General features: G+C 72.8%; 18 protein-coding genes. 7 read left to right on the forward strand and 11 right to left on the reverse strand.

The annotated features are described in order from the left end of the window. The first annotated feature begins 7 nt into the window (after nt 1-7). Entirely contained in the window at nt 8-1,870 is a 1,863-nt protein-coding gene (locus tag ACSP50_RS27960) for an ABC transporter ATP-binding protein (protein WP_043512328.1), read from the forward strand. Here ACSP50_RS27960 and ACSP50_RS27965 read toward each other — a convergent pair. The 3 genes from ACSP50_RS27965 to ACSP50_RS27975 are packed head-to-tail and all read right to left on the reverse strand — an operon-like array spanning nt 1,843 to nt 4,324. Beyond that, entirely contained in the window at nt 1,843-3,087 is a 1,245-nt protein-coding gene (locus tag ACSP50_RS27965) for an FAD-dependent monooxygenase (RefSeq protein WP_014692662.1), read from the reverse strand. The two genes, ACSP50_RS27960 and ACSP50_RS27965, sit on opposite strands and share 28 nt — an antisense overlap. Further along, the gene (locus ACSP50_RS27970) at nt 3,084-3,725 is read right to left on the reverse strand and encodes a VC0807 family protein (protein ID WP_014692663.1); all 642 of its coding nucleotides are present in this window, start codon (nt 3,723-3,725) and stop codon (nt 3,084-3,086) included. Before ACSP50_RS27970 ends, ACSP50_RS27965 begins: the two co-directional genes overlap by 4 nt. 2 nt (nt 3,726-3,727) lie before the next feature. Beyond that, nucleotides 3,728-4,324 (reverse strand): TetR/AcrR family transcriptional regulator, encoded by a 597-nt coding sequence (locus ACSP50_RS27975; protein ID WP_014692664.1) that lies wholly within the window; start codon nt 4,322-4,324, stop codon nt 3,728-3,730. 219 nt (nt 4,325-4,543) lie between these two features. Between ACSP50_RS27975 and ACSP50_RS27980 the strand changes: the two genes are divergently transcribed. Beyond that, complete coding sequence (locus ACSP50_RS27980) at nt 4,544-4,900, forward strand: nitroreductase family deazaflavin-dependent oxidoreductase (protein WP_014692666.1); 357 nt, start codon at nt 4,544-4,546, stop codon at nt 4,898-4,900. A gap of 30 nt (nt 4,901-4,930) precedes the next feature. On the opposite strand, the gene ACSP50_RS27985 is transcribed toward ACSP50_RS27980, so the two are convergent. After that, on the reverse strand, nt 4,931-5,386 hold the full coding sequence (locus tag ACSP50_RS27985) for an LGFP repeat-containing protein (protein WP_157432803.1): 456 nt from the start codon (nt 5,384-5,386) through the stop codon (nt 4,931-4,933). A gap of 183 nt (nt 5,387-5,569) precedes the next feature. Here ACSP50_RS27985 and ACSP50_RS44270 point away from each other — a divergent pair, with 183 nt between their 5' ends. Together ACSP50_RS44270 and ACSP50_RS27995 are read left to right on the forward strand one after the other, a co-directional pair. Continuing rightward, nucleotides 5,570-7,276, forward strand: a complete 1,707-nt coding sequence (locus ACSP50_RS44270) for a serine/threonine-protein kinase (protein WP_014692668.1) — start codon at nt 5,570-5,572, stop codon at nt 7,274-7,276. A gap of 75 nt (nt 7,277-7,351) precedes the next feature. Then, entirely contained in the window at nt 7,352-8,086 is a 735-nt protein-coding gene (locus ACSP50_RS27995; protein ID WP_014692669.1) for a GGDEF domain-containing protein, read from the forward strand. 45 nt (nt 8,087-8,131) lie between these two features. Here the strand turns inward: ACSP50_RS27995 and ACSP50_RS28000 are convergent, their stop codons facing one another. Then, nucleotides 8,132-10,165 carry a prolyl oligopeptidase family serine peptidase gene (locus tag ACSP50_RS28000; protein ID WP_014692670.1) on the reverse strand — a complete coding sequence of 678 codons (2,034 nt, stop codon included), beginning with the start codon at nt 10,163-10,165 and terminating at the stop codon, nt 8,132-8,134. A 71-nt stretch (nt 10,166-10,236) separates the two neighbouring features. Next, nucleotides 10,237-10,833: a PepSY domain-containing protein gene (locus tag ACSP50_RS28005; protein ID WP_014692671.1), complete on the reverse strand. Its 597-nt coding sequence runs from the start codon at nt 10,831-10,833 to the stop codon at nt 10,237-10,239. A gap of 357 nt (nt 10,834-11,190) precedes the next feature. Between ACSP50_RS28005 and ACSP50_RS28010 the strand changes: the two genes are divergently transcribed. Beyond that, entirely contained in the window at nt 11,191-12,387 is a 1,197-nt protein-coding gene (locus tag ACSP50_RS28010; RefSeq protein WP_231956730.1) for an MFS transporter, read from the forward strand. On the opposite strand, the gene ACSP50_RS28015 is transcribed toward ACSP50_RS28010, so the two are convergent. Next, on the reverse strand, nt 12,353-12,778 hold the full coding sequence (locus ACSP50_RS28015; protein WP_014692673.1) for a hypothetical protein: 426 nt from the start codon (nt 12,776-12,778) through the stop codon (nt 12,353-12,355). The two genes, ACSP50_RS28010 and ACSP50_RS28015, sit on opposite strands and share 35 nt — an antisense overlap. Nucleotides 12,779-12,984: 206 nt before the next feature. On the opposite strand from ACSP50_RS28015, the gene ACSP50_RS43160 reads away from it, so the two are divergent. Both ACSP50_RS43160 and ACSP50_RS42360 read left to right on the forward strand, forming a co-directional pair. Further along, entirely contained in the window at nt 12,985-13,140 is a 156-nt protein-coding gene (locus ACSP50_RS43160; RefSeq protein WP_014692674.1) for a hypothetical protein, read from the forward strand. Between the two features lie 384 nt (nt 13,141-13,524). Further along, nucleotides 13,525-13,887: a hypothetical protein gene (locus ACSP50_RS42360; protein ID WP_155123642.1), complete on the forward strand. Its 363-nt coding sequence runs from the start codon at nt 13,525-13,527 to the stop codon at nt 13,885-13,887. A gap of 73 nt (nt 13,888-13,960) precedes the next feature. Here the strand turns inward: ACSP50_RS42360 and ACSP50_RS28020 are convergent, their stop codons facing one another. From ACSP50_RS28020 to ACSP50_RS28035, 4 genes are all read right to left on the reverse strand, one after another. Then, the gene (locus tag ACSP50_RS28020) at nt 13,961-16,777 is read right to left on the reverse strand and encodes a beta-galactosidase (RefSeq protein WP_043512330.1); all 2,817 of its coding nucleotides are present in this window, start codon (nt 16,775-16,777) and stop codon (nt 13,961-13,963) included. After that, entirely contained in the window at nt 16,771-17,739 is a 969-nt protein-coding gene (locus ACSP50_RS28025; RefSeq protein WP_014692677.1) for a pectinesterase family protein, read from the reverse strand. The genes ACSP50_RS28020 and ACSP50_RS28025 overlap by 7 nt, the downstream gene beginning before the upstream one ends. A gap of 298 nt (nt 17,740-18,037) precedes the next feature. Further along, a complete protein-coding gene (locus ACSP50_RS28030; protein ID WP_014692678.1) occupies nt 18,038-18,370 on the reverse strand; it encodes a hypothetical protein in 333 nt (110 codons plus the stop codon). 41 nt (nt 18,371-18,411) lie between these two features. Beyond that, nucleotides 18,412-18,864, reverse strand: coding sequence for a DUF6114 domain-containing protein (locus ACSP50_RS28035; RefSeq protein WP_014692679.1), 453 nt, complete (start codon nt 18,862-18,864; stop codon nt 18,412-18,414). Nucleotide 18,865: the final 1 nt, after the last annotated feature.

Below are 18,865 nucleotides of genomic sequence, written 5' to 3' on the forward strand. Positions count from 1 at the left end.
TCGGGCCATGAGCATGGAGATGGCTGCCTGGAGTTCGATGTACCACGCGATGAACCAGCAGGACGAGAAACGCCCGTTCTCCCTGGCCACGTTACGCAGGATCGCGCGTTTCGCCCGGCCGCACCGAAGGGCGCTGACCGGGTTCCTGACGCTCAGCGTGGTCGCCGCGGTGCTCGCGGTGGCCGGCCCGGTGCTGGCCGGGCGGGTGGTGGACGCGATCGTCGGCGGCGCCGACACCGGCCTGGTCGTCCGGCTCGCGGCGGCGATCGCGCTGGTGGCGCTCGGCGAGTCCGGGCTGGGGCTGGCGCAGCGGTGGTTCTCGGCCCGGATCGGCGAGGGGCTGATCCTGGACCTGCGCACCACGGTCTTCGACCACGTGCAGCGGATGCCGGTCGCGTTCTTCACCCGCACCCGGACCGGCGCGCTGGTCAGCCGGCTGAACAACGACGTGCTGGGCGCGCAGCGGGCGTTCAGCGACACGCTGTCCGGGGTGGCCGGCAACCTGGTCACGCTGATCCTCACGCTGATCGTGATGATCGGCATCTCGTGGCAGATCACCGTGCTGGCGCTGCTCCTGCTGCCGATCTTCGTCTGGCCGGCCCGGCGGATGGGCGGGCGGCTGGCCCGGCTGGAGCGGGCGGCGGCCGAGCACAACGCGGCGATGAACACGCAGATGACCGAGCGGTTCTCGGCGCCGGGCGCGACGCTGGTGAAGCTGTACGGGCGGCCGGAGGCGGAGTCCGCCGAGTTCGCGGCCCGGGCACGGCGGGAGCGGGACATCGGCGTACGCACCGCCATGGCGCAGTGGACCTTCATGACCGCCCTGGTGTCCGTGTCCGGGCTGGCGATCGCCCTGGTCTACGGCCTCGGCGGCTACTACGCGCTGCGCGGCAGCCTGCCGGCGGGCGACGTGGTGGCGCTGGCCATCCTGCTCACCCGGCTGTATGCGCCGCTCACCTCGCTGGCCGGCGCCCGGGTCGAGATGATGAGCGCGCTGGTCAGCTTCGAGCGGGTGTTCGAGGTGCTCGACCTGGAGCCGCTGATCCGGGAGAAGCCCGACGCCCGGGAGGTGCCGGACGGCCCGGTGTCGGTGGAGTTCGACGGGGTCCGGTTCGCCTACCCGTCGGCCGACAAGGTTTCGCTGGCCTCCCTGGAGGAGGTGGCGACGCTGGACACCCGGGGCGGCAGCGAGGTGCTGCACGACGTCAGCTTCACCGCCGAGCCGGGTCAGATGGTGGCGCTGGTCGGCTCGTCGGGGGCCGGCAAGTCGACGATGGCCGGTCTGCTCCCCCGGCTCTACGACGCCGGGGCGGGCGCGGTGCGGCTGGCCGGGGTGGACGTGCGCGACCTGTCCGCGGCGTCGCTGCGCGCCACGCTCGGCATGGTGACCCAGGACGGGCATCTGTTCCACGATTCGGTCCGGGCCAATCTGCGGCTCGCCCGGCCCGAGGCGACCGAGGCGGAGATGTGGGCGGTGCTGCGCCGGGCGCATGTCGCCGACCTGGTAGCCGCGCTGCCGGATGGGCTGGACACGGTGATCGGCGAGCGCGGCTACCGGCTCTCCGGCGGGGAACGCCAGCGGCTGACCATCGCCCGGCTGCTGCTGGCCCGGCCGCGGGTGGTGGTCCTCGACGAGGCCACCGCGCACCTCGACGCGACTTCCGAGCAGGCGGTACAGGCGGCGCTCGGCGAGGCCCTGGCCGGCCGGACCGCGGTGGTGATCGCCCACCGGTTGTCCACGGTCCGGGCCGCCGACCAGATCCTGGTGATCGAGCAGGGCCGGGTGGTGGAGCGCGGCACGCACGAGTCGCTGCTCTCCTCCGGCGGACGCTACGAGGAGCTCTACCGCACCCAGTTCGCGGCCGCCTGAGCGGAGACCGCGGCGGAGGCGGGCGCGGACCAGCGGAAGCCGTCGGGGCGGACCGGGACGCCGTCGATCACGTGGCGGCGACCGTCGTGCAGCCGGGTCAGGTCGAGGCCGGGGATGCGGTCGCCGTGGTCCAGTCCGGCCACCCGCCGGGCCAGCGCCTGCGTGTCCACGAACTCGGTGACCATCGCGCGCAGGGCGAGCACGTCGTCGTCCGCGATGTACAGGACGCCCTGCGCCCGGCTCGCCTGCAACACCCGGGCGGCGACCGGGTGCCGCTCCGCGTGGTAGGTGTCGAGCAGCGCGTCGCCCGATTCCCCGCGGATCACCTCGGCGAGCTTCCAGCCCAGGTTGAAGGCGTCCTGCAGGCCCAGGTTCAGCCCCTGCCCACCGGCCGGCGAGTGGATGTGCGCGGCGTCCCCGGCCAGGAGGATCCGGCCCCGTCGATACCGTGCGGCCTGCCGGGTGGCGTCGGTGAACCGGCTCGCCCAGCGGACCGCATCGAGCGTCAGCCCGTCCCGGGCCAGCGCGTCGGCCAGCTCGCTGTCCGGGATCGGATCGTCGCGCCCGGCGGCCGCCTGCACCGGCCCGGCGGCCAGCATCCGGAACACCCCGTCGCCCAGCGGCAGCACGGTCAGCATGCCGTCGCCCTTCGGTGCCGGCAGTTCCCAGCCCGCCGGGCCGTCACCGGCCAGGGTCACATCCGCGACGAGTGCACAGACGCGGGCGTCGCGACCGACGAAGTCCACCCCGGCCTGCTTGCGGACGACACTGCGCGCCCCGTCGCAGCCGACGAGGTACGCTGCGCGTTCGCCGTCGACCGTCACTCCCCCGTCGTCCTGCGCGAAGGTGGTGACCGCGGTGCCGTACCGCAGCTCGGCCCCGAGCGACGTCGCCCACGCGGCGAGCCGCTCCTCGACCCGCGCCTGCGGGATGCCGACCTGAAAGGGGTACGGGGTGTCCAGCGTGCTGTAGTCCAGCGGGATCCCGGCGAAGTGCCCGTGCGGCAACAGCGCCGGCGCCTGCACCAGGATGTCGTCGAGCAGCCCGCGGGAGGCGAGCACCTCGGCCGAGCGGGGCTGCAGGTTCAGCGCCTTGGACTGCCCGGTGCGGGCCGCCAGCCGCTCCAGCACGGCGACCCGGGCGCCGCCCAGCGCGAGCTCCCCGGCCAGCATCAGCCCCGTCGGCCCGGCACCGGCGACGATCACGTCGTACGTCATGCTCGCAGGTCCTTCTTCCTGGTGTAGTAGAGATGGAAGAGGAAGGTGGGCACGGCGATCGCCGGCCAGCCGGCGTTGAGCACGGCGGGTGCCAGGTCGAGCGGCAGCAGGACGGCCGCCAGCACGGTGACCAGCATGTTGAGCAGGCTGGCGCAGCCCCAGACGAAGGTGATCGTCCGCAGACCGTGCCGGAACCCGGGGTCGGTGTGCCAGCGGTTCTCCCACCCGCGCAGGCCCGGCTCGCCCACCTTGGCCAGGACGAAGGCGCGGACCAGATACATCAGCGCGGGGCGGCCGACCCACACCGAGGCCAGCAGCCAGACGCCGATCAGGCCGCCGAACAGGCCACCCCAGGCATCCCGGATCAGCATGGTGCGGGCGTCACCGGTCATCGCCGAGACGCCCAGGCTGAGCGCCACGATGGTGAGGACGAACAGGGCCGGGTAGTCGACGGTTCGGGTGCGGGCGAACCGGACGATCACCAGGACCGCCGGGATCACGCCGGAGAGCAGCAACGCCCACCACTGGTCGACCCCGGCCGCGCGCAGTCCGTAGTAGACGACGAGCGGCAGGCCGAAATCGATCAGTATCGGGAGGGCCGGCGCGAACCGGCTCGGGCGGGACGGGGTCTTCACCATGGTCACAGCTCGTCCTTCCGGATGGCTCGGGTGAACAGGGCGACCAGCTCCGCGGCGTAGGCGTGCGGGTCGAGATCGGGCTGGACGGCCGCCGCGTCGATGGCGGCGCGCAGGGTGACCGCCATGACGTGCGGGTCGAAGGTGCGGAACTCGCCGGCCTCCTGCCCCTCGCGGAACATGGTGGCGAGGCGGGCCCCCGGGTCGTCGGCGTCCGCCGGGTCAACCAGCGGGGCGCCCTCCCCGGTGCGGGCCGCGGCGGCGATCTCGATGACCGCCCGGATCGCCGCGGGATGCTCCGCAATGAAGATCAGATTCGCTTGGATGTACGCGGTGAGCAGGCCCGTCCGGTCGCGCGCCGAGCGCATCCGCTCGCCCATGAAGGCGGCCGCCTCGCCGAGCACCGCGCCGACCACCGCCCGGACCAGGTCGGCCTTGTCGTCGAAGTGGTACGAGATCAGCCGGGTGCTGCTGATCCCGGCCCGGCTGGCGATCCGGGCGAAGGACGCGTTGGCATATCCCAGCTCGGCGATCGTGTCGATCGCGGCCGTGACGATCTGGGCCCGTCGGGCTCTCGTCGCGGCCGTCTCGTTTACTCGCATGAGTAAATTCTTACTCGACTAAGTAACGACCGTCAATCCCCAAGCGAGAGCGCTGCTCTTGACGGAGAGCGGGTGACTGGTGTTCACTGCTTGCAAGAGAGAGCACTGCTCTCAACCGAGGAGACTCCGGAGGACGTCATGCGCTACCTGGCCCCGAAATCCGCGACGAACGTCTTCAACGACTTCGCCAAGTAGCTCACCGCCCACGGGATCAGCCTGATGGGCAGCCGGGTGCTCGCCGTGCGCGGGCGCACCAGCGGCGAGGTGCGGACCACGATCGTCAACATGTTCACCCACGACGGCGAGCGCTACCTGCTGGCGCCGCGCGGACACACCCAGTGGGTGCGCAACCTGCGGGTGGCCGGCGAGGGTGAGCTGCGGCTCGGGCGGCGCAGCGAGCGGTTCGTCGCGACGGAGGTGGCGGACGCGGACAAGAGCGAGCTGATCCGGCTCTACCTGCGCAAGTGGGCGTGGGAGACCGGCGCGTTCTTCGACGGCCTGACAGCGGATTCGCCGGAGGCCGACATCTCGGCCGCGGCTCCCGGCTTCCCGGTCTTCCGAATCACGGCCGGCTGAGATCGAGGCGGCCGGAGAAACGACCCGGGATCAGCAGACCGCGCTGACCCGGCCGTCGTTCCAGTGCCAGATCGTGCCCCGCTGGAAATGCTGGTAGCGACCCCGGTGATCGGGCGTGTCCGACTCCTCGTCGACCGGGTAGCCGACGCAGCCGGCCTCGCCCCGGTTGCCCTGCCACAGTTGCAGGATCCGGCCGGCGACCGCGTGCGCGCCGGTCTGCGCCGACCAGTAGATCGAGCCACCGTCGAACTGCTGCATCCGCCCGCCGCCGGCCGCGGACTGCTCGATGCCCATCGGACAGCCGAGCCGCCCCTTGTCCGAGCCGAGCGTGCGGTAGTGGCTCAGGATGCCACCGTGCACCCGGAGCCGGCAGTAGGTCGCGCTCTTGTCCGCGGATTTGCTCTCGTCGGCCCGGGCGGGCACAGCCCCGAAGACCGTCGCGGCGGCGAGGCCGAGCGTGACCACTGTCCATGCTCCACGTTTCATGACCATCCATAGGTGTCGCCGGTCGGTACCAGACAGTCGTACCATTTCGGACATGTCGAAGTGTGAACATCGCCCCAGGATCACCGGTTTCTCCCTCGGCGGCGGGGTGCTCACGGCGTACGCAAACCCGGTCTTGATTTTTGGTTTAACCGGATTCTCGGGAACGCCGACTAGCATGGCCCGGTGCTTGCCCCCGGAATCGTGCTCAACGGCCGTTATCAGCTGACCCACCGGATCGCGGCCGGCGGGATGGGTGAGGTGTGGCGCGGCGGCGACCGGCTGCTGCACCGCGAGGTGGCGGTCAAGGTGCTGCTGCCGGCGCTGATGAACGACCGGGACTTCATCACCCGCTTCCGTTCCGAGGCCCGGATGATGGCCCAGCTGCGGCACCCGGGCATCGTGCAGGTCTACGACTACGGCGAGAACGCGGTGGTCGACGGTGAGCGCTTCGACTACCTGGTGATGGAGTACATCGACGGCACCTCACTGTCGAAGAAGGTGCAGCAGGCCGGCCGGCTCAGCCCGGCCGAGACGATGGCGATCACCGCCGGGGTCGCCGACGCGCTGCATGCCGCCCACCAGGCCGGCATCATCCATCGCGACGTCAAACCCAGCAATCTGCTCGTGCGACCCGGCGGGGCGATCGTCCTGGTCGACTTCGGGGTCGCCCGGTCGGTGGGGATCACCGGGATCACCGGCACCAACGTGGTGATGGGCTCGGCGCACTACATGGCGCCGGAGCAGGCCGAGGGGCAGCCGGTGACGGCGGCCACCGACGTGTACGCGCTGGGCGCGGTCGCGTTCACCTGCCTGACCGGGCGGCCGCCCTACGTCGGCGACAACCCGCTCGCGGTGCTGGCGCAGCTGGTGCACGGGCAACCGCCGGTGCTGCCGCCGGACGTGCCGCGGCCGGTGGCGGCGGTGGTGCTGCGGGCCCTCGCCAAGGATCCGGCACAGCGGTTCCCGAGCGGGGCGGCGCTGGCCGACGCGGCGCGCAACGCCGGGCGGCCGGGTGCGGCGGCGGGCTATGCCGCGGGCGCTGCCGGCGGCTCCGGCTTCGCTCCCGGCGCAGGCCCGGGCTTCGCTCCCGGCGTGGCTCCGGGCTTCACCCCGGGCGTCTCCTCCGGGGCGCCGTCGGGGGCGGCGGCCGGGCACGGGAGCGGGCCGAGCGGCGGCCACCCGGCTTTTCAACCGGCATATCCGACACGTCCCACCTATCCGGCGACGCCGACGTCCACCTTCCCGGCCGCGTCCCCTCCCGCGGCCGACCCCGCGCCGCGGCGCCGCGGCTGGGCGGTCGCGGCGGGCGCGGCCGGTCTGATCCTGGTCGGAGCCGGCGTGCTCCTGACGATCCACCACAACCCGCCGGTCACCGCGAACACCGGCGCGGTCGGCGCACCGCCGGACGGCCAGCAGCCGCCGGACCGGACCGTGAACCAGCCGGCGCCGACCCACAAGGGCAGCAAACGCGCCAACCCGCCGGCTTCCCCGAGCCGGTCCGCCGAGCCGTCCCCGTCACCTTCCGGGGACGACGAGACCGAGACCGAGAACCGGTACTCGCCGAAGCAGCTCTGCGGCGACGGCTACGAAGTGGTCGACCAGCAGGCCCTGAAATCGGCGGCCGGGGTGGTGAAGGGCCGGATCTTCCTGCTCCACAACGAGGACGACGCGAGCAACTGCGTGGTGACGCTGCGCACCGCGGGGCTGACCAGAAAAGGTCCGGCCGCGGCGTTCCTGGAGGTGCAGGGGCAGGACCGGCAGACCCGGAGCGACACCGTCCAGTACTACGCCGGCCCGGTCAAGGCGCCCGCGGAGAAGGCCTGCGTGCGGTGGGGCGGGGCGGTCGGCGCTCTCAGCTACGACAGCGGGCAGTTCGAGCACTGCGGCTGAGCCCGGCCGCGCGATGCGCCGGGCGGAATCCCGGGATTTCCTCAACGCCGGGGCGGGCTCGCCGATCAGGGCGGCATGACCGGTGCGGAGGTGCGAGGCAAGGCGGCGACCCGGGCGATCCTGCTCGCCCTGACGCTGGGCGTGTGCGCGCTGGCCGCCCTCGCCGCGTTCCGGATCAGCGGCCGGTGGCCGATCGCCGCGGTGCTCGCCGCCGACCTGGCGCTGCTCGCCGCGCTCGCCCGGATCGTGCTGCCCGAGCCGGAGCCGGCACCGGAGCCCGCGCACGACGGCGTGACCGGCCTGCCCACCCGGGCCACCCTGATGGCCCAGGTGGAACGCACCCTGCCGGTCGCCGACGCCGACCAGGAGCCGGCCGGCCTGGTCATCCTCGGCCTGGACGACCTGGCCGACGTCACCGAGACGCTCGGCCCGGCGATCACCGACCTGCTGCTGCGGTCGGTGGCCGCCCGGCTCACCGCCGCCCTGCGCGACACCGACACCCTGGCCCGGATCGGACCGGCCGAGTTCGCCGTCCTGCTCCCCCGGGTCGGCTCGGCCGCCGCCTGCCTGGAAGCCGCCCGCCGGCTGCGCGCCGCCGTCCAGGCCCCGGCCGACCTCGACGGCTTCCAGATCCGCGTCGACGCCACCGCGGGCGGCGCCGTCTACCCGGTGCACGCCGCCACCCCGACCGACCTGTTCGCCCGCGCCGGGGCCGCCCGGGAGGCCGCCCGGGAATCGACGGACGGCGCGGCCCTGCACGCGACCGCGACCGTCCGCCGCTCCGCCCGCCCGGCCCTGCCGGCCCGCTGACCGGCCCGGGGTCACCTCCGGCCGGAGGTCCCGCCGAGCGGCCCGTCAGCCGAGCAGTTCGGGGCGGCTCCAGGGCTCCTTGTGGACGTGGTGGGCGAGGAAGGCGAGGACGGTTTCGTACCAGACCCGGGTGTGGGCCGGTTTCAGGATCCAGTGGTTCTCGTCCGGGAAGAACAGGAACTTGTGCGGCGACGAGCCGTCCGCGGCGGTGGACCGGGAGAGCAGGTCCCACCAGAGGCGCAAACCTTCGCCGATCGGGACGCGGTAGTCCCGGTCACCGTGGATGACCAGCATCGGGGTGGTGATCCGGTCGGCGGACAGGTGCGGGGAGTTGGCCGGGACGGCCTCGCCGGTCATCTCCCGGATCCAGTAGAACGACGCGTCGGTGGTGCCCCACATCTGGTCCAGCGCCCACAGTGAGGCGTGCGTGACCAGGGCGGTGAACCGGTCGGTGTGCCCGGCGATCCAGTTGGTCATGTAGCCGCCGAAACTGCCGCCCATCGCCGCGGTGCGCGTCTCGTCGACGTCGGGGCGCTGCTCGGCGGCGTCGGTCAGGGCCATCAGATCGGTGTACGGGGCGGCGCCCCACGATCCCCAGCCGCGCCTGATGAACGCGACGCCGTAACCGGTGGACAGCGCCGGGTCGGGCAGCAGCACCGCGTAGCCCCGGGCCACCGCGAGCCACGGGTTCCACCGCCACTGCCAGGAGTTCCACGAGGCGAGCGGACCGCCGTGGATCCACAGCAGCAGTGGCGCGGGATCCGCCGCGGTGGCCGTGGAGGGCAGCGCCAGCCAGGCGCGCAGCGGGGTCCCGTCCTCGGCGGTCGCGGTCACCTCGGTCAGCCGTCCGGGGATCACCGGCCGCCCGGCCGGCCCCGGAAGCTCGGCGACCCCGCCGCCGTCCAGGGCGACCCGCACCACGGCCGGCGGGGCGTCGACCGCCGAGCGCAGCGCGTAGATCGCCGAGCCGTCCGGGGCCACCTCGAACTCGGTGTAGGCGCCGTCGTCGTCGGTCAGCCGGGTCACCTCGCCGCTGTCGGCGCCCACCCGCCACAGCGGGCAGCGCCCCTGGTCGTCGGCGGTCACGAAGACCGCGGCGCCGTCCGGCGCCCAGCGGATCGTCTCCGGCCAGCGGTCCCACGCCTCGGTCAGCGACCGCTGCGGGCCGCCGGCCAGCGGGACGAGCATCAGCTTCCGGTCACCGGGGTCGGTCGCGGTGGAGCGGCGGTACGCCACGACGGCGACCCGGGTGCCGTCCGGCGAGATCCGGGGCCCGTCGTACTCGTAGTCCTCGTCGTCGGCCAGGGTGCGCCGCGTGCCGGTGGCCACGTCGATCGCGACCAGGGTGGTCCGCTGGGATCCGGCCGGCTCGGCGACGACCCAGAGCGCCACCAGGGTGCGCCCGTCCGGGCTGAGGTCCCAGGCCGGCTCCTCGCCGAGGGCCCGTCCGGCGTGCCCGGTGAGATCGCGCGGCACGGGCTGCCCGGCAGCGTCGGCGCCGAGGTCGAGGGCGATCAGGCGGGTGCGGTCGGCCCCGATGAAGTGGTCCCAGTGGCGGATCGGATATTCCTCGTAGAGGATCGCGGAGACCCCGGCGTCCCGGCGCCCCTCGCGCAGCTTCCGGTCGGCGTCCAGGTCGGCGGCGGAGGTCAGCACCGACGCGCCGGTCACCACCGTGCCGTCCGGGCCGGCCACGACCGGGCCGCGCACCCCGCCGCCCGGAGCGGTCAGCAGCCGCGGCTCGCCGCCACCGGCCGGGAGCAGCCACAGCCCGGCGACCGGCTCGTCCGCGGACTCGGCCACCGGATCCGGGCGGGCCGAGGTGAACAGCAGATCGCCGGCGGCGGTGAACGCGGCCGCGGACTCGCCGGCGGCGCTGCGGGTCAGCCGCCGGGCCGGTCGCCCGCCGTCCGGGTCGATCTCCCACAGGGCGCTGACATACCGGTTCTTCTTCCGGTCCGGGGTGGCGACGCCGACGACCAGGCGGCGGCCGTCCGGGGAGAGGCGGAGCCCGCCGAGGCGAGGCAGCGCCGTGTAGGCGTCCAGATCGGAGAACGGCGACGAATCATCGATGATCACAAAAACCTTTTTATCACCGTACGACGGTGAGCGGCGGCCCCCCACGGGCGGGGCGGCCGCCGCGGCCGGCGTCAGTCGTCCGAGCCGCGCCCCCGGCCACCCCGGTCGTCGCCGCCCCGGTCGTCGCCGCCACGCCCGTGGCCACCCTTGTCGTCGCCGGGCTCGGCGTGCCGCGTGCCCGCACCACCGTTGTCGTCCCCGGGCTCGACGCGCCGCGACCGCGTGCTCGCGCCGCCCCTGTCGTCGCCCGGCTCGGCCTGCCGGCCGTGGTCGTCCGCCGACGCAGACGCCGCCGCGGTGGCGCCGCCCGACGCGGCCGGACCGTTCGCCCCCTCGATCCGGTGGCGCAGCACCTCGCCGCTGGCCCGGTCCACGTCCACGTCGTGCTCCACGCCGCCGACGATCAGGTCGACGTCCCACACCGGACGGCCGTGCTCGGTCTCCCGCTCGACGGAGCGCACGTACCCGCCCCCGGCGACCCGGATCGCGATCGCCTTGGCTTCCGCGACGCCCACGGCGGCACCGCCCCGGTCGTACGACGCCGCCATCGACGCCGAGGGCGAAGCCGAGGTGTCGTCTGCCCCGTCCGCCGCGAGCGCGGTGCCCGCCACGCCGAGAGCGGCGAGTGCGCCGGTAGCCATGAACACCGCGGTACGGATCTTCAACATCGGATGAACCTCCAGGTCGTTTCGGATGTGCACACTTTCGCGGGGCGGTGGCTATCGGCACGCTGTCCGATCGTTAAGGCCGCGCTAAGAGCTCGGCGCGGCGGCCACGACGGTGCCGCTCACCGGCGGTGCGATGAGCGCGGGCCGGTGCCCAGCGGTGCGATGGGCGCGGGCCGGTGCCCAGCGGCGCGATGGGCGCGGGCCGGTGCCCAGCGGCGCGATGGGCGCGGGCCGGCGCCCGGCGCCTTCGGTGATGATCAGGCGGGCCGCGGCGATGGCGGTCGGCTGTCTGATGCGCCTGCCTTCTCCCGGCACTCCCCGTTGAAAACCGTACGTACGTCTTGTTAGATGGACGGTATGACCGTCCTCCTCCTGGCCACCCTGGTGAACGCGATCGGCAACGGCGCCTACGTCACCATCAGCGTGCTCTACCTGACCACGGTCGCCGGCCTCAGCCCCGCCATGATCGCTATCGGACTCAGCGCCGGGGCCGCCGCCGGGGTGCTGGCGATGACGCCGCTCGGCTACCTCGCCGACCGGCACGGCCCGAAACGACTGTCCATCCTGGCCCTGATCGTGCTCGCCGGCGCGTACACCGCCCTGCTCGCGGTCCGCTCCCCGCTGGCGTTCGGGCTGCTGTCCTGCGTCATCGCGGTCGCCACCGCCCTGGTCAAAGGCGCCAACGGCGCGCTTGCCGCCGGCTCCGTCGCGGCCTCCGGCCGGCTCCGGATGCGCGCCAGAATGCGCACCATGACCAACGCCGGGATCGGTCTCGGCACTCTCGGCGGCAGCATCCCGCTGTTGCTGCAGACCGATCGGGCGTACGTCGTGATCCTGCTCGTCAACGCCGCGACCTTCGTGGTCGCGGCCGCCCTGCTCACCCGGGCCCCGGCCGTTCCCCCGCAGGTCACCCCGCCCGGCGGCCCCCGCCTCGTCGCCCTGCGCGACCGCCCGTTCCTGGTCTTCGCCGCCGTCGACGGACTGCTCTCCGCCGTCTACAACGACCTGCTCGGCATCGGCCTCCCGCTGTGGCTGGCCGCCGGCGCCCACGCCCCGCTCTGGTTGATCTCGGTCACCCTCGTCATCAACACCGCCGGCTGCGTCCTGCTCCAGGTCCGGACCGCCCGCGACGTGCACGACCTGCCCGGCGCCCGGCGCGCCGCCGTCCGCGGCTGCCTGATCCTCGCCCTGTCCTGCGCCGTCCTCGCCGCCACCGCCGGCCACCCCCCATGGCTGGCCGGCACCCTGATCACGCTGGCCGCGATCATCCACGTCGTCGGCGAACTGTGGCTCTCCACCGGCAGCTGGGGCATCGTCTTCGCGATCACCCCACCCTGGGCCCAGGGGCAGTACCAGGGCACCTACTTCGCCGGCCGCGGCGTCGGCGACATGCTCGCCCCGCCCCTGGTCACCGCCTGCGTCCTGGGCCTGCACAGCGCCGGCTGGCTGGTCCTCGCCGCCCTGTTCGCCGCGGGCGGCGCCATCTATCCACCCGTCACCCGCTGGGCCGCCGCCAGGATCACGAGCATCGAGCGAACTCCAGCTCCGGCGTAGCAGACGGCCCGGTGCAGAAGTCCCGGGTCACCGTCCGCCCACCGAACCTGTCCCGGCGCGCATCGGTGACCACCTCCACCCGGCCGTCAGCACCGGCCGTGTAGGTGACCGGAATCGGGTCACCCTCGACCGTCGGCCGGGTCACCGCCAGCCGCGCCGGCCGCCCGGCATGGACCGCCTCGATCAGGCAGCGGGCGGCGGACGCCGGCAGGCTCTCCCCCTGCCCCAGGGTGAACGTCCCGCAGTCGGTGACCCCGGCCGCGGCGCCCGGGTCGGCAGCGGGGGCGGCGACCTCGGCGTCGCCACATGCCGTCAGCAGTGAGCACAGCAGCGCCGCCCCGAGAAGGCGCGTCCCGACCGCCCTGTTCCGCGAACCTCGTCCCGCACCCATCGCCCGCCCACTTCCCGCCCGTTGCGGCGTCACCCCGCGCACTCCCCGACTCGACTTCGACGGAGCACGATGCCCGCCGGTTCCCGGCAGCGGGCCACCTTTTCACGCCGGCAGCACCGGGTCGTCCATCGGGAAGATTGGCTTTCCGAGGGGCTGGGTAACAGCCCGGTCGGCGGGAGACACCCGCTGACGAAACGGAGCAAGTCGTGCTGATTTTCGGGCTCATCCTTCTGCTGTTGGGCATCTTCCTGCACGTGTCGATCCTCTACACGGTCGGCCTCGTCCTCCTGGTGGTCGGTGCCGCGCTCTGGATCCTCGGTGCCGTCGGCCGCCCGGTCGGTGGACGAAAAGTCTGGTTCTAGCCGCACCGGCCAGGCGATGCGGAAAGGGCGCCCCTCGAGAACGGGCGCCCTTTCGCATGTCCGCAGCCGTGGGCGATCCAAAGCTCGAAGACCGTCGGCGATGACCTCTCCGTCCCGGACACACCCGGCGCTCCGGCACATGGTGGAGGCCAGCGTCTTCGGTGGATCGATCAGGCGGTCGGGGGCTGGACCGTCCTGTGCGAACTACGAGTGCATGCCTGGCTGACCGGCACGGCCCGCCGTCTCCGGTGACGCCCCCCGTGCCGCAGATTGCGAGGGCGGTCACCGCAGGAAGAGGTTGAGCAGTACGGTCAGTGCGACCGACAGCAGGATCGACACCACGATCATGCCGAGGCAGCCGGCCGGGCCACCGAGGAACCGGACTTGCATGTTTCCGATACGCATGGACATCCGCCTACCCGCACAGGGCACGGATACACCGACGGAGGAGGCGGGCGGGCATGGTCGTGCATTCTGAATGCGCTGCTCGCGGTTCCGATCTTCGCACCGGGCACTCCCGCCTGGGCCGCATCGAAGCTCGGCGGTCGGTATCTGCACCATTGTTGCGCGGCGATCGGCGTCGGTCACGCGAAGCGGTGGGGCGCCACCGATCACGACTGGTTCTGGGTGGACGGCGATCGTAAGGTCGCCATCAATACGACGTCGGCTTGCTGGCAGACCTACGGCACGGGCGTCGTCGACCGGCTGAGCAGCTACCCCACCGGCGGGTGGGAGTGCTGGGGCTGACACGGAGGCCGCGCCGGCCGGCCGACGGTGCCGATCGCGCGGGACGACCGCGCCGCCGGCCGGTTCTCCCGGGCTAGTGACGATAGGGCGGGGAGGCGACCCGGCGGACCGGGACGCCGCCGCGGACCACGGTGGTGGTGGTCAGGTGGAGCGGCTCCAGGGTGCCGCCGTCGCCGGTCACCGCCAGGGCCAGGGTGTTGTGGCCGTGCGGGTCGAGGATGCCGGCGGGCAGGGTGAAGGTGTGCTGCGGGCCGACGTCGGCGATGTACTGGCCCATGTTCCAGCCGTTCACGAAGATCAGCGCCCGGTAGTGGCCGCCCTTGACCCCGGGTTCGCCGATGGTCAGGGCGATCGACGCGTCGTCGACCCGCGGGACGTGCAGGTCGACGGTGGTGCGGTACCAGGAGGTGCCGGTCGGGGTGGTGGCCGGCGGGGCGGACCAGGTGCGGTCCGGGTAGCCGGGCAGGCTCCAGCCGTGGCGTTCGCCGTAGAGGCCGCCGTTGTTGGTGACGCCGCGGACCGGGTCCGGGGTTTCGCCCTGGATCCTCCAGGTGGCGGGGACGCTGGTGGAGATCAGGCCGCGGCCCTCCTTGTGGGCGTCGTTGACGCCGCCGTCCTCGTTGTGGCCGTTGTTCCGGACCATGATGGACAGGACGTGGTCGCCGGTGGCACGCCGGGCTTCCGGGACGGTGAAGGTCGCGGTGCCGCGGGTCGGTGGCGACGCCAGGGCGGTGGGCAGGGTGTGCTGGCCCAGGTAGGTGCCGTCGAGCCAGGCCTGCAGCATGCCGGCGCCGCCGGCGCCGTAGTCGAAGGTGACCGTGTCCGGGAGCGAACCGGTGTAGTGGCCGCGGTACCAGACGTCGCCATGGTGGAAGCCGTAGTCGTCGGCGGTCAACACGGGCTGGCCGGCGGGCGGTTCGGTGGTGCTGTTGGTGCCGGTCAGCGTGGCCGGCGTCCAGGTGTCGTCGGACTCCTCGGGTTCGGCGGACCAGCGCCACCGGTCGAGGGCCGGCAGGGTGACCGGCTCCGGCCCGGGAAGCAGGGCCGTGAGCGGACCGGAGCGGGAAACGGTGGGCCGGCCCGGTGCGGCGACGCGGCGGCCGTTCCAGGTCAGCGTCCGGTAGGGGCGCGGCGACCAGACCCGCAGCGGGGTGGCCGCCGCGGTGTCGCCGGTCAGCCGCAGCTCGTCGCCGGCGAAGCGGGCGTCCCGGAGCAGCGCGGGACCCTGCACCAGGACGTCCCCGGACTTCCAGAAGGTGTCCGCAGTCGACTGGTCGGCGATCAGCAGGGTGACCGCGGGCCGCCCACCGCCGCTGATCCGCACCGACGTCAGCCCGACATGCGGGTAGCTCAGCCGGAGGTCGCCGGTGGCCGGGTCGTAGCTGCTGTCCACCGCCCCGCTGACCACCGGCGCGGCCGGATAGTTGAGGACCGTCTCGCCGGTCTCCCCGTCCCGCCCGTACAGCAGCAGGGTGTCCGCGGTGTGCGTCATCAACTCGGAGGTGGAGTACACGAGGCGCTGGCCGCTCACGTCGTACGCCGCGGTCAGGATTTTCGCGTCCTGGCCGTTGATCCGCAGCGGCACGGTGTAGGCGCGGCCGTCGACGGTGAGCGGGACGGTGGCCGTGTCGTCGGTGCGGGCGTTCGACGGGTTGTGCACGGCGATCAGGAACTGGGTGCCGTCGTCCGGGTTGACCGGGTGATAGACCTTGATCGCGCCGGAGGACGGGACGAGGTCCGGGCCGCGTTCCAGTTTGGTGATCGGCGGAGTGCTCTGCAGGAAGTAGCCGAGCTCCCGCATGGTGTTCACTTTCGGTCGCAGCGACCGGTCCTCGGCGATCGCGGCCCCGTAGTCGTAGGACGTGTAGACGACCGGCGCCGGCAGCCAGCCCCACGACGTACCGCCGAAGGTCATGTAGAAGTTCTGGATGCTGAGCCGGTTGGCGATGTTGGTGCCGTAGAAGACGCGTTCGTAGCCGGGGCCTTCGCGTTGCGCGGTGCACGGGTAGGTGCCGGCGCTGCCCCAGTAGTCGAACCAGCCGCCGCCGAATTCGGCGACGAAACCCGGGGTGTCGGGGGACGCGGTGGCGCCGCCCTTCGGGCCGCCGGGTCCGTACATGCCCCAGTCCGGAGCGACCGCGGGCGCGCCGACCGTGCCGTCGGTGCGGCAGGTGCCGCCGGGGTAGCCGTCGAAGGCGTACAGGTCGGCCGCGGGTGGTGTCCAGTAGCCGTTGCGGCCCTTGTCGTTGTGGAAGATCGGCACCGTGATGCCGTCGGCGCGGACCCGGTCGTACAGATGCCGCATGTAGCGTTTCTGGCTGTCGCCGACCGCCGCCAGCTCGTTCTCGATCTGGTAGAGGATGACCGGTCCGTGCCCGTCGGTGTACTGGTGTCGCCGGATGATCGCGTCGATCCGCCCGAGCCACTCGTCGCTCGCCGCGAGGTAGTCGGGGGCGTCGGTGCGGGCCTTGCCGGCCTGTGTGGTCAGCCAGCCGGGAAAGCCGCCGGCGTCGACCTCGGCGTTGATGTACGGGCCGGGTCGCGCGATCACGTACAGCCCGACCTCGGCGGCGATGTCGAGCAGCCGGTCCATGTCGCGCACGCCGCGGAAGTCGTAGACGCCGGGCGCCGGCGAGTGGTAGCCCCAGTCGAAGTAGACGCTGGTCGCGGTGTAGCCGTTGGCCTTCATCTTCTGCAGCACGTCACGCCACAGGTCGGGGCTGGGCAGCCGGTAGGGGTGGAATTCGCCGGACCAGACGAAGGTGCGCCGCCCGTCGAGCATCAGCGAATACCTGTCGAAGGTGACGGTGTGCTCGGTGGCGGCGGTGGCGGCGGCCGGCACGGCGGCGCCACCCAGGGCCAGGAGTAGGGCGAGGAGAAACTTCACCACAGAAAATCCTCGATGTCGTACGACGTGGCCTCGGCTCTGCTGAGTTGTGGCCGGTCGGGTCCGCACCGCGCGCCCGGCCCGAAGTTGCGATATTCGGCGAAGCGGGCGGCCCGCCAGGGCCAGGAGCCGAAGTCGCTCCAGCCGGTCGCGCCGATGTGGGCGCCGATCCACGACTCCCGGATGATCGTCTGCCCGGTCGCGCCCGGGTCGTTGCCGGGATGCCAGGGCCGGCCCAGGAACACCGTGCCGGGCGGCGCGTTCGAGGTGAACCGGCAGTGCGCGAACAGCAGCCCGTGCGGGTTGGCGGCGTCGGTGCTGGGCGCGGTCACGTAGCCGTCCGGACTGGTCCCGCGGTCGAGCGAGTGGAGGTGGCAGCGATCGAACACCGCGGTGGCGCGGCCGAAGATGAAGTCGACGTCGCCTTCGACGTAGCAGTCGCGGAAGTACGCGCGGGCCGCCACCCCGGCCGCGGTGCTGTTCACGTAGAGGGTGTCCTGGTTGGCCAGGAACCGGACCCGGTCGAAGGTGAGCCGGTCGGCGCGGGTCAGCACGGCGACCGCCTGCCGGTTGGTGATCTCCGGGTGGGCCGCCTCGTCGAACAGGTTGGCGAAGGTCAGGTTGACCGCCCGGAAGCCGGCGCCGTCGACGGTGACCGAGGCGCTGCCGGAGGTGCCCCAGGGGGTGCCGTCGGGTTTGAGCGTGCCGTTGGCCCGGTCGTCGGCGATCACCACATCGTCCGGCCGGCGCCCGAGGCCGCGCAGTTCCAGGCCGATCCGATCGGCCGGCACGATGACCCGGCCGCGGTAGACACCGGGGCGCAGGCCGATCACCCCGGTCGCGACGGCGTCGATCGCGGCCTGCACGCTGTCCCCCGGCTCGATGATCAGGTCCGGTCGGTGCGGGACCGTGACGGCCGCTCCGGCACCGAGTGCGGGAATTTTCAACAGGGTACGCCGACGCATCGCGACCTCCAGGAAAGGGCTTTCCCACCTGATCCGACAGTCAACCACGAGAAGGGTGTCCCGCTGAAGCCCCTATATCGAGTGGCGCCGATTGCTTCTCCCCCGACACACGCTCAGCGCCCTGGCAGCGCCCCCGCTCCGGCGCGTCGGCGGCGGCCATGTCCGGCACGCTGCGCGGCTGGGCGTACGGCGGCGAGCCGGTCGAGTCGGTCCCCGGACGCCGCGGCGCAACGGCATCGGGGGCGAGCGCTCACGCCCGCCCCCGATGTCACCTTGGAGAGTTCGCGGTGGTGCAGGATCAGCAGTACTCGCGGAAGCCCGCCGCGAAACCGCGCCCGAAGCCCCGGTCGAAGCCGCGGGCATAGTCGTCGTCACGGTTGCGCAACCCGCGGAAGGCGGTCAGCGGCTCACGGCAGTCCTGCTTGGCCTGCCGCCAGCCGTCGCTGTAGCCGTCCCGGTATCCCTGACGGAAATCCCGGTCTCCGACCGCGGCTCCGCCGTGCGCGCCGCCGGCAACCACGCCGGCCGGCACGGGCGCGGCCGTGGCGGGCGACACGGCAACGCCCTGAACGATCCCGATCCCGCCGAGAAACAGCAGGGTCGCGGTAACAGCACTCCACTTGCTGCTCATCGTCATATCTCCCCCCTGATTTGACGATCGGTCTTCTCACGCTACGCCGACGGCTCCGGATTGTCGGGGGATCGCGGTTCCGGCGCCTCGGCGACGACCGGGACCGGTGCGGGCAGCGCCCAGGCGAAGGTCAGCGCCGCCCCGACCAGGGCGAGCAGCAGGCCGATCAGGAAGCCACCCATGTTCGAGGTGATCCAGGAGGCCAGCGCGCAGACCATCGCGATCAGCGAGTAGAAGATCCGTTGCGCCGGGTTGAACAGGATCAGCAGCCCGAGCAGGACGATGACCAGCGGGAGCAGGTAGCCGATGAAGTTCTGCATGCCGACGTGCAGCACGACGCCCAGCGGCGCCCACACCGTCATCAGGATCTCCAGCCCACCGAGCAGCACCAGCAGGCCGCCCCAGAACGGCCGGGCCAGCTGCCAGTGCCGGAAGGCCCGCCAGACGCGCGCGCCCGGCGAGACCCGGTGGTCGGCTCCGGCGGATCCGGACATG

Source organism: Actinoplanes sp. SE50/110 (assembly GCF_900119315.1).
In the GTDB taxonomy this organism is placed as follows: domain Bacteria; phylum Actinomycetota; class Actinomycetes; order Mycobacteriales; family Micromonosporaceae; genus Actinoplanes.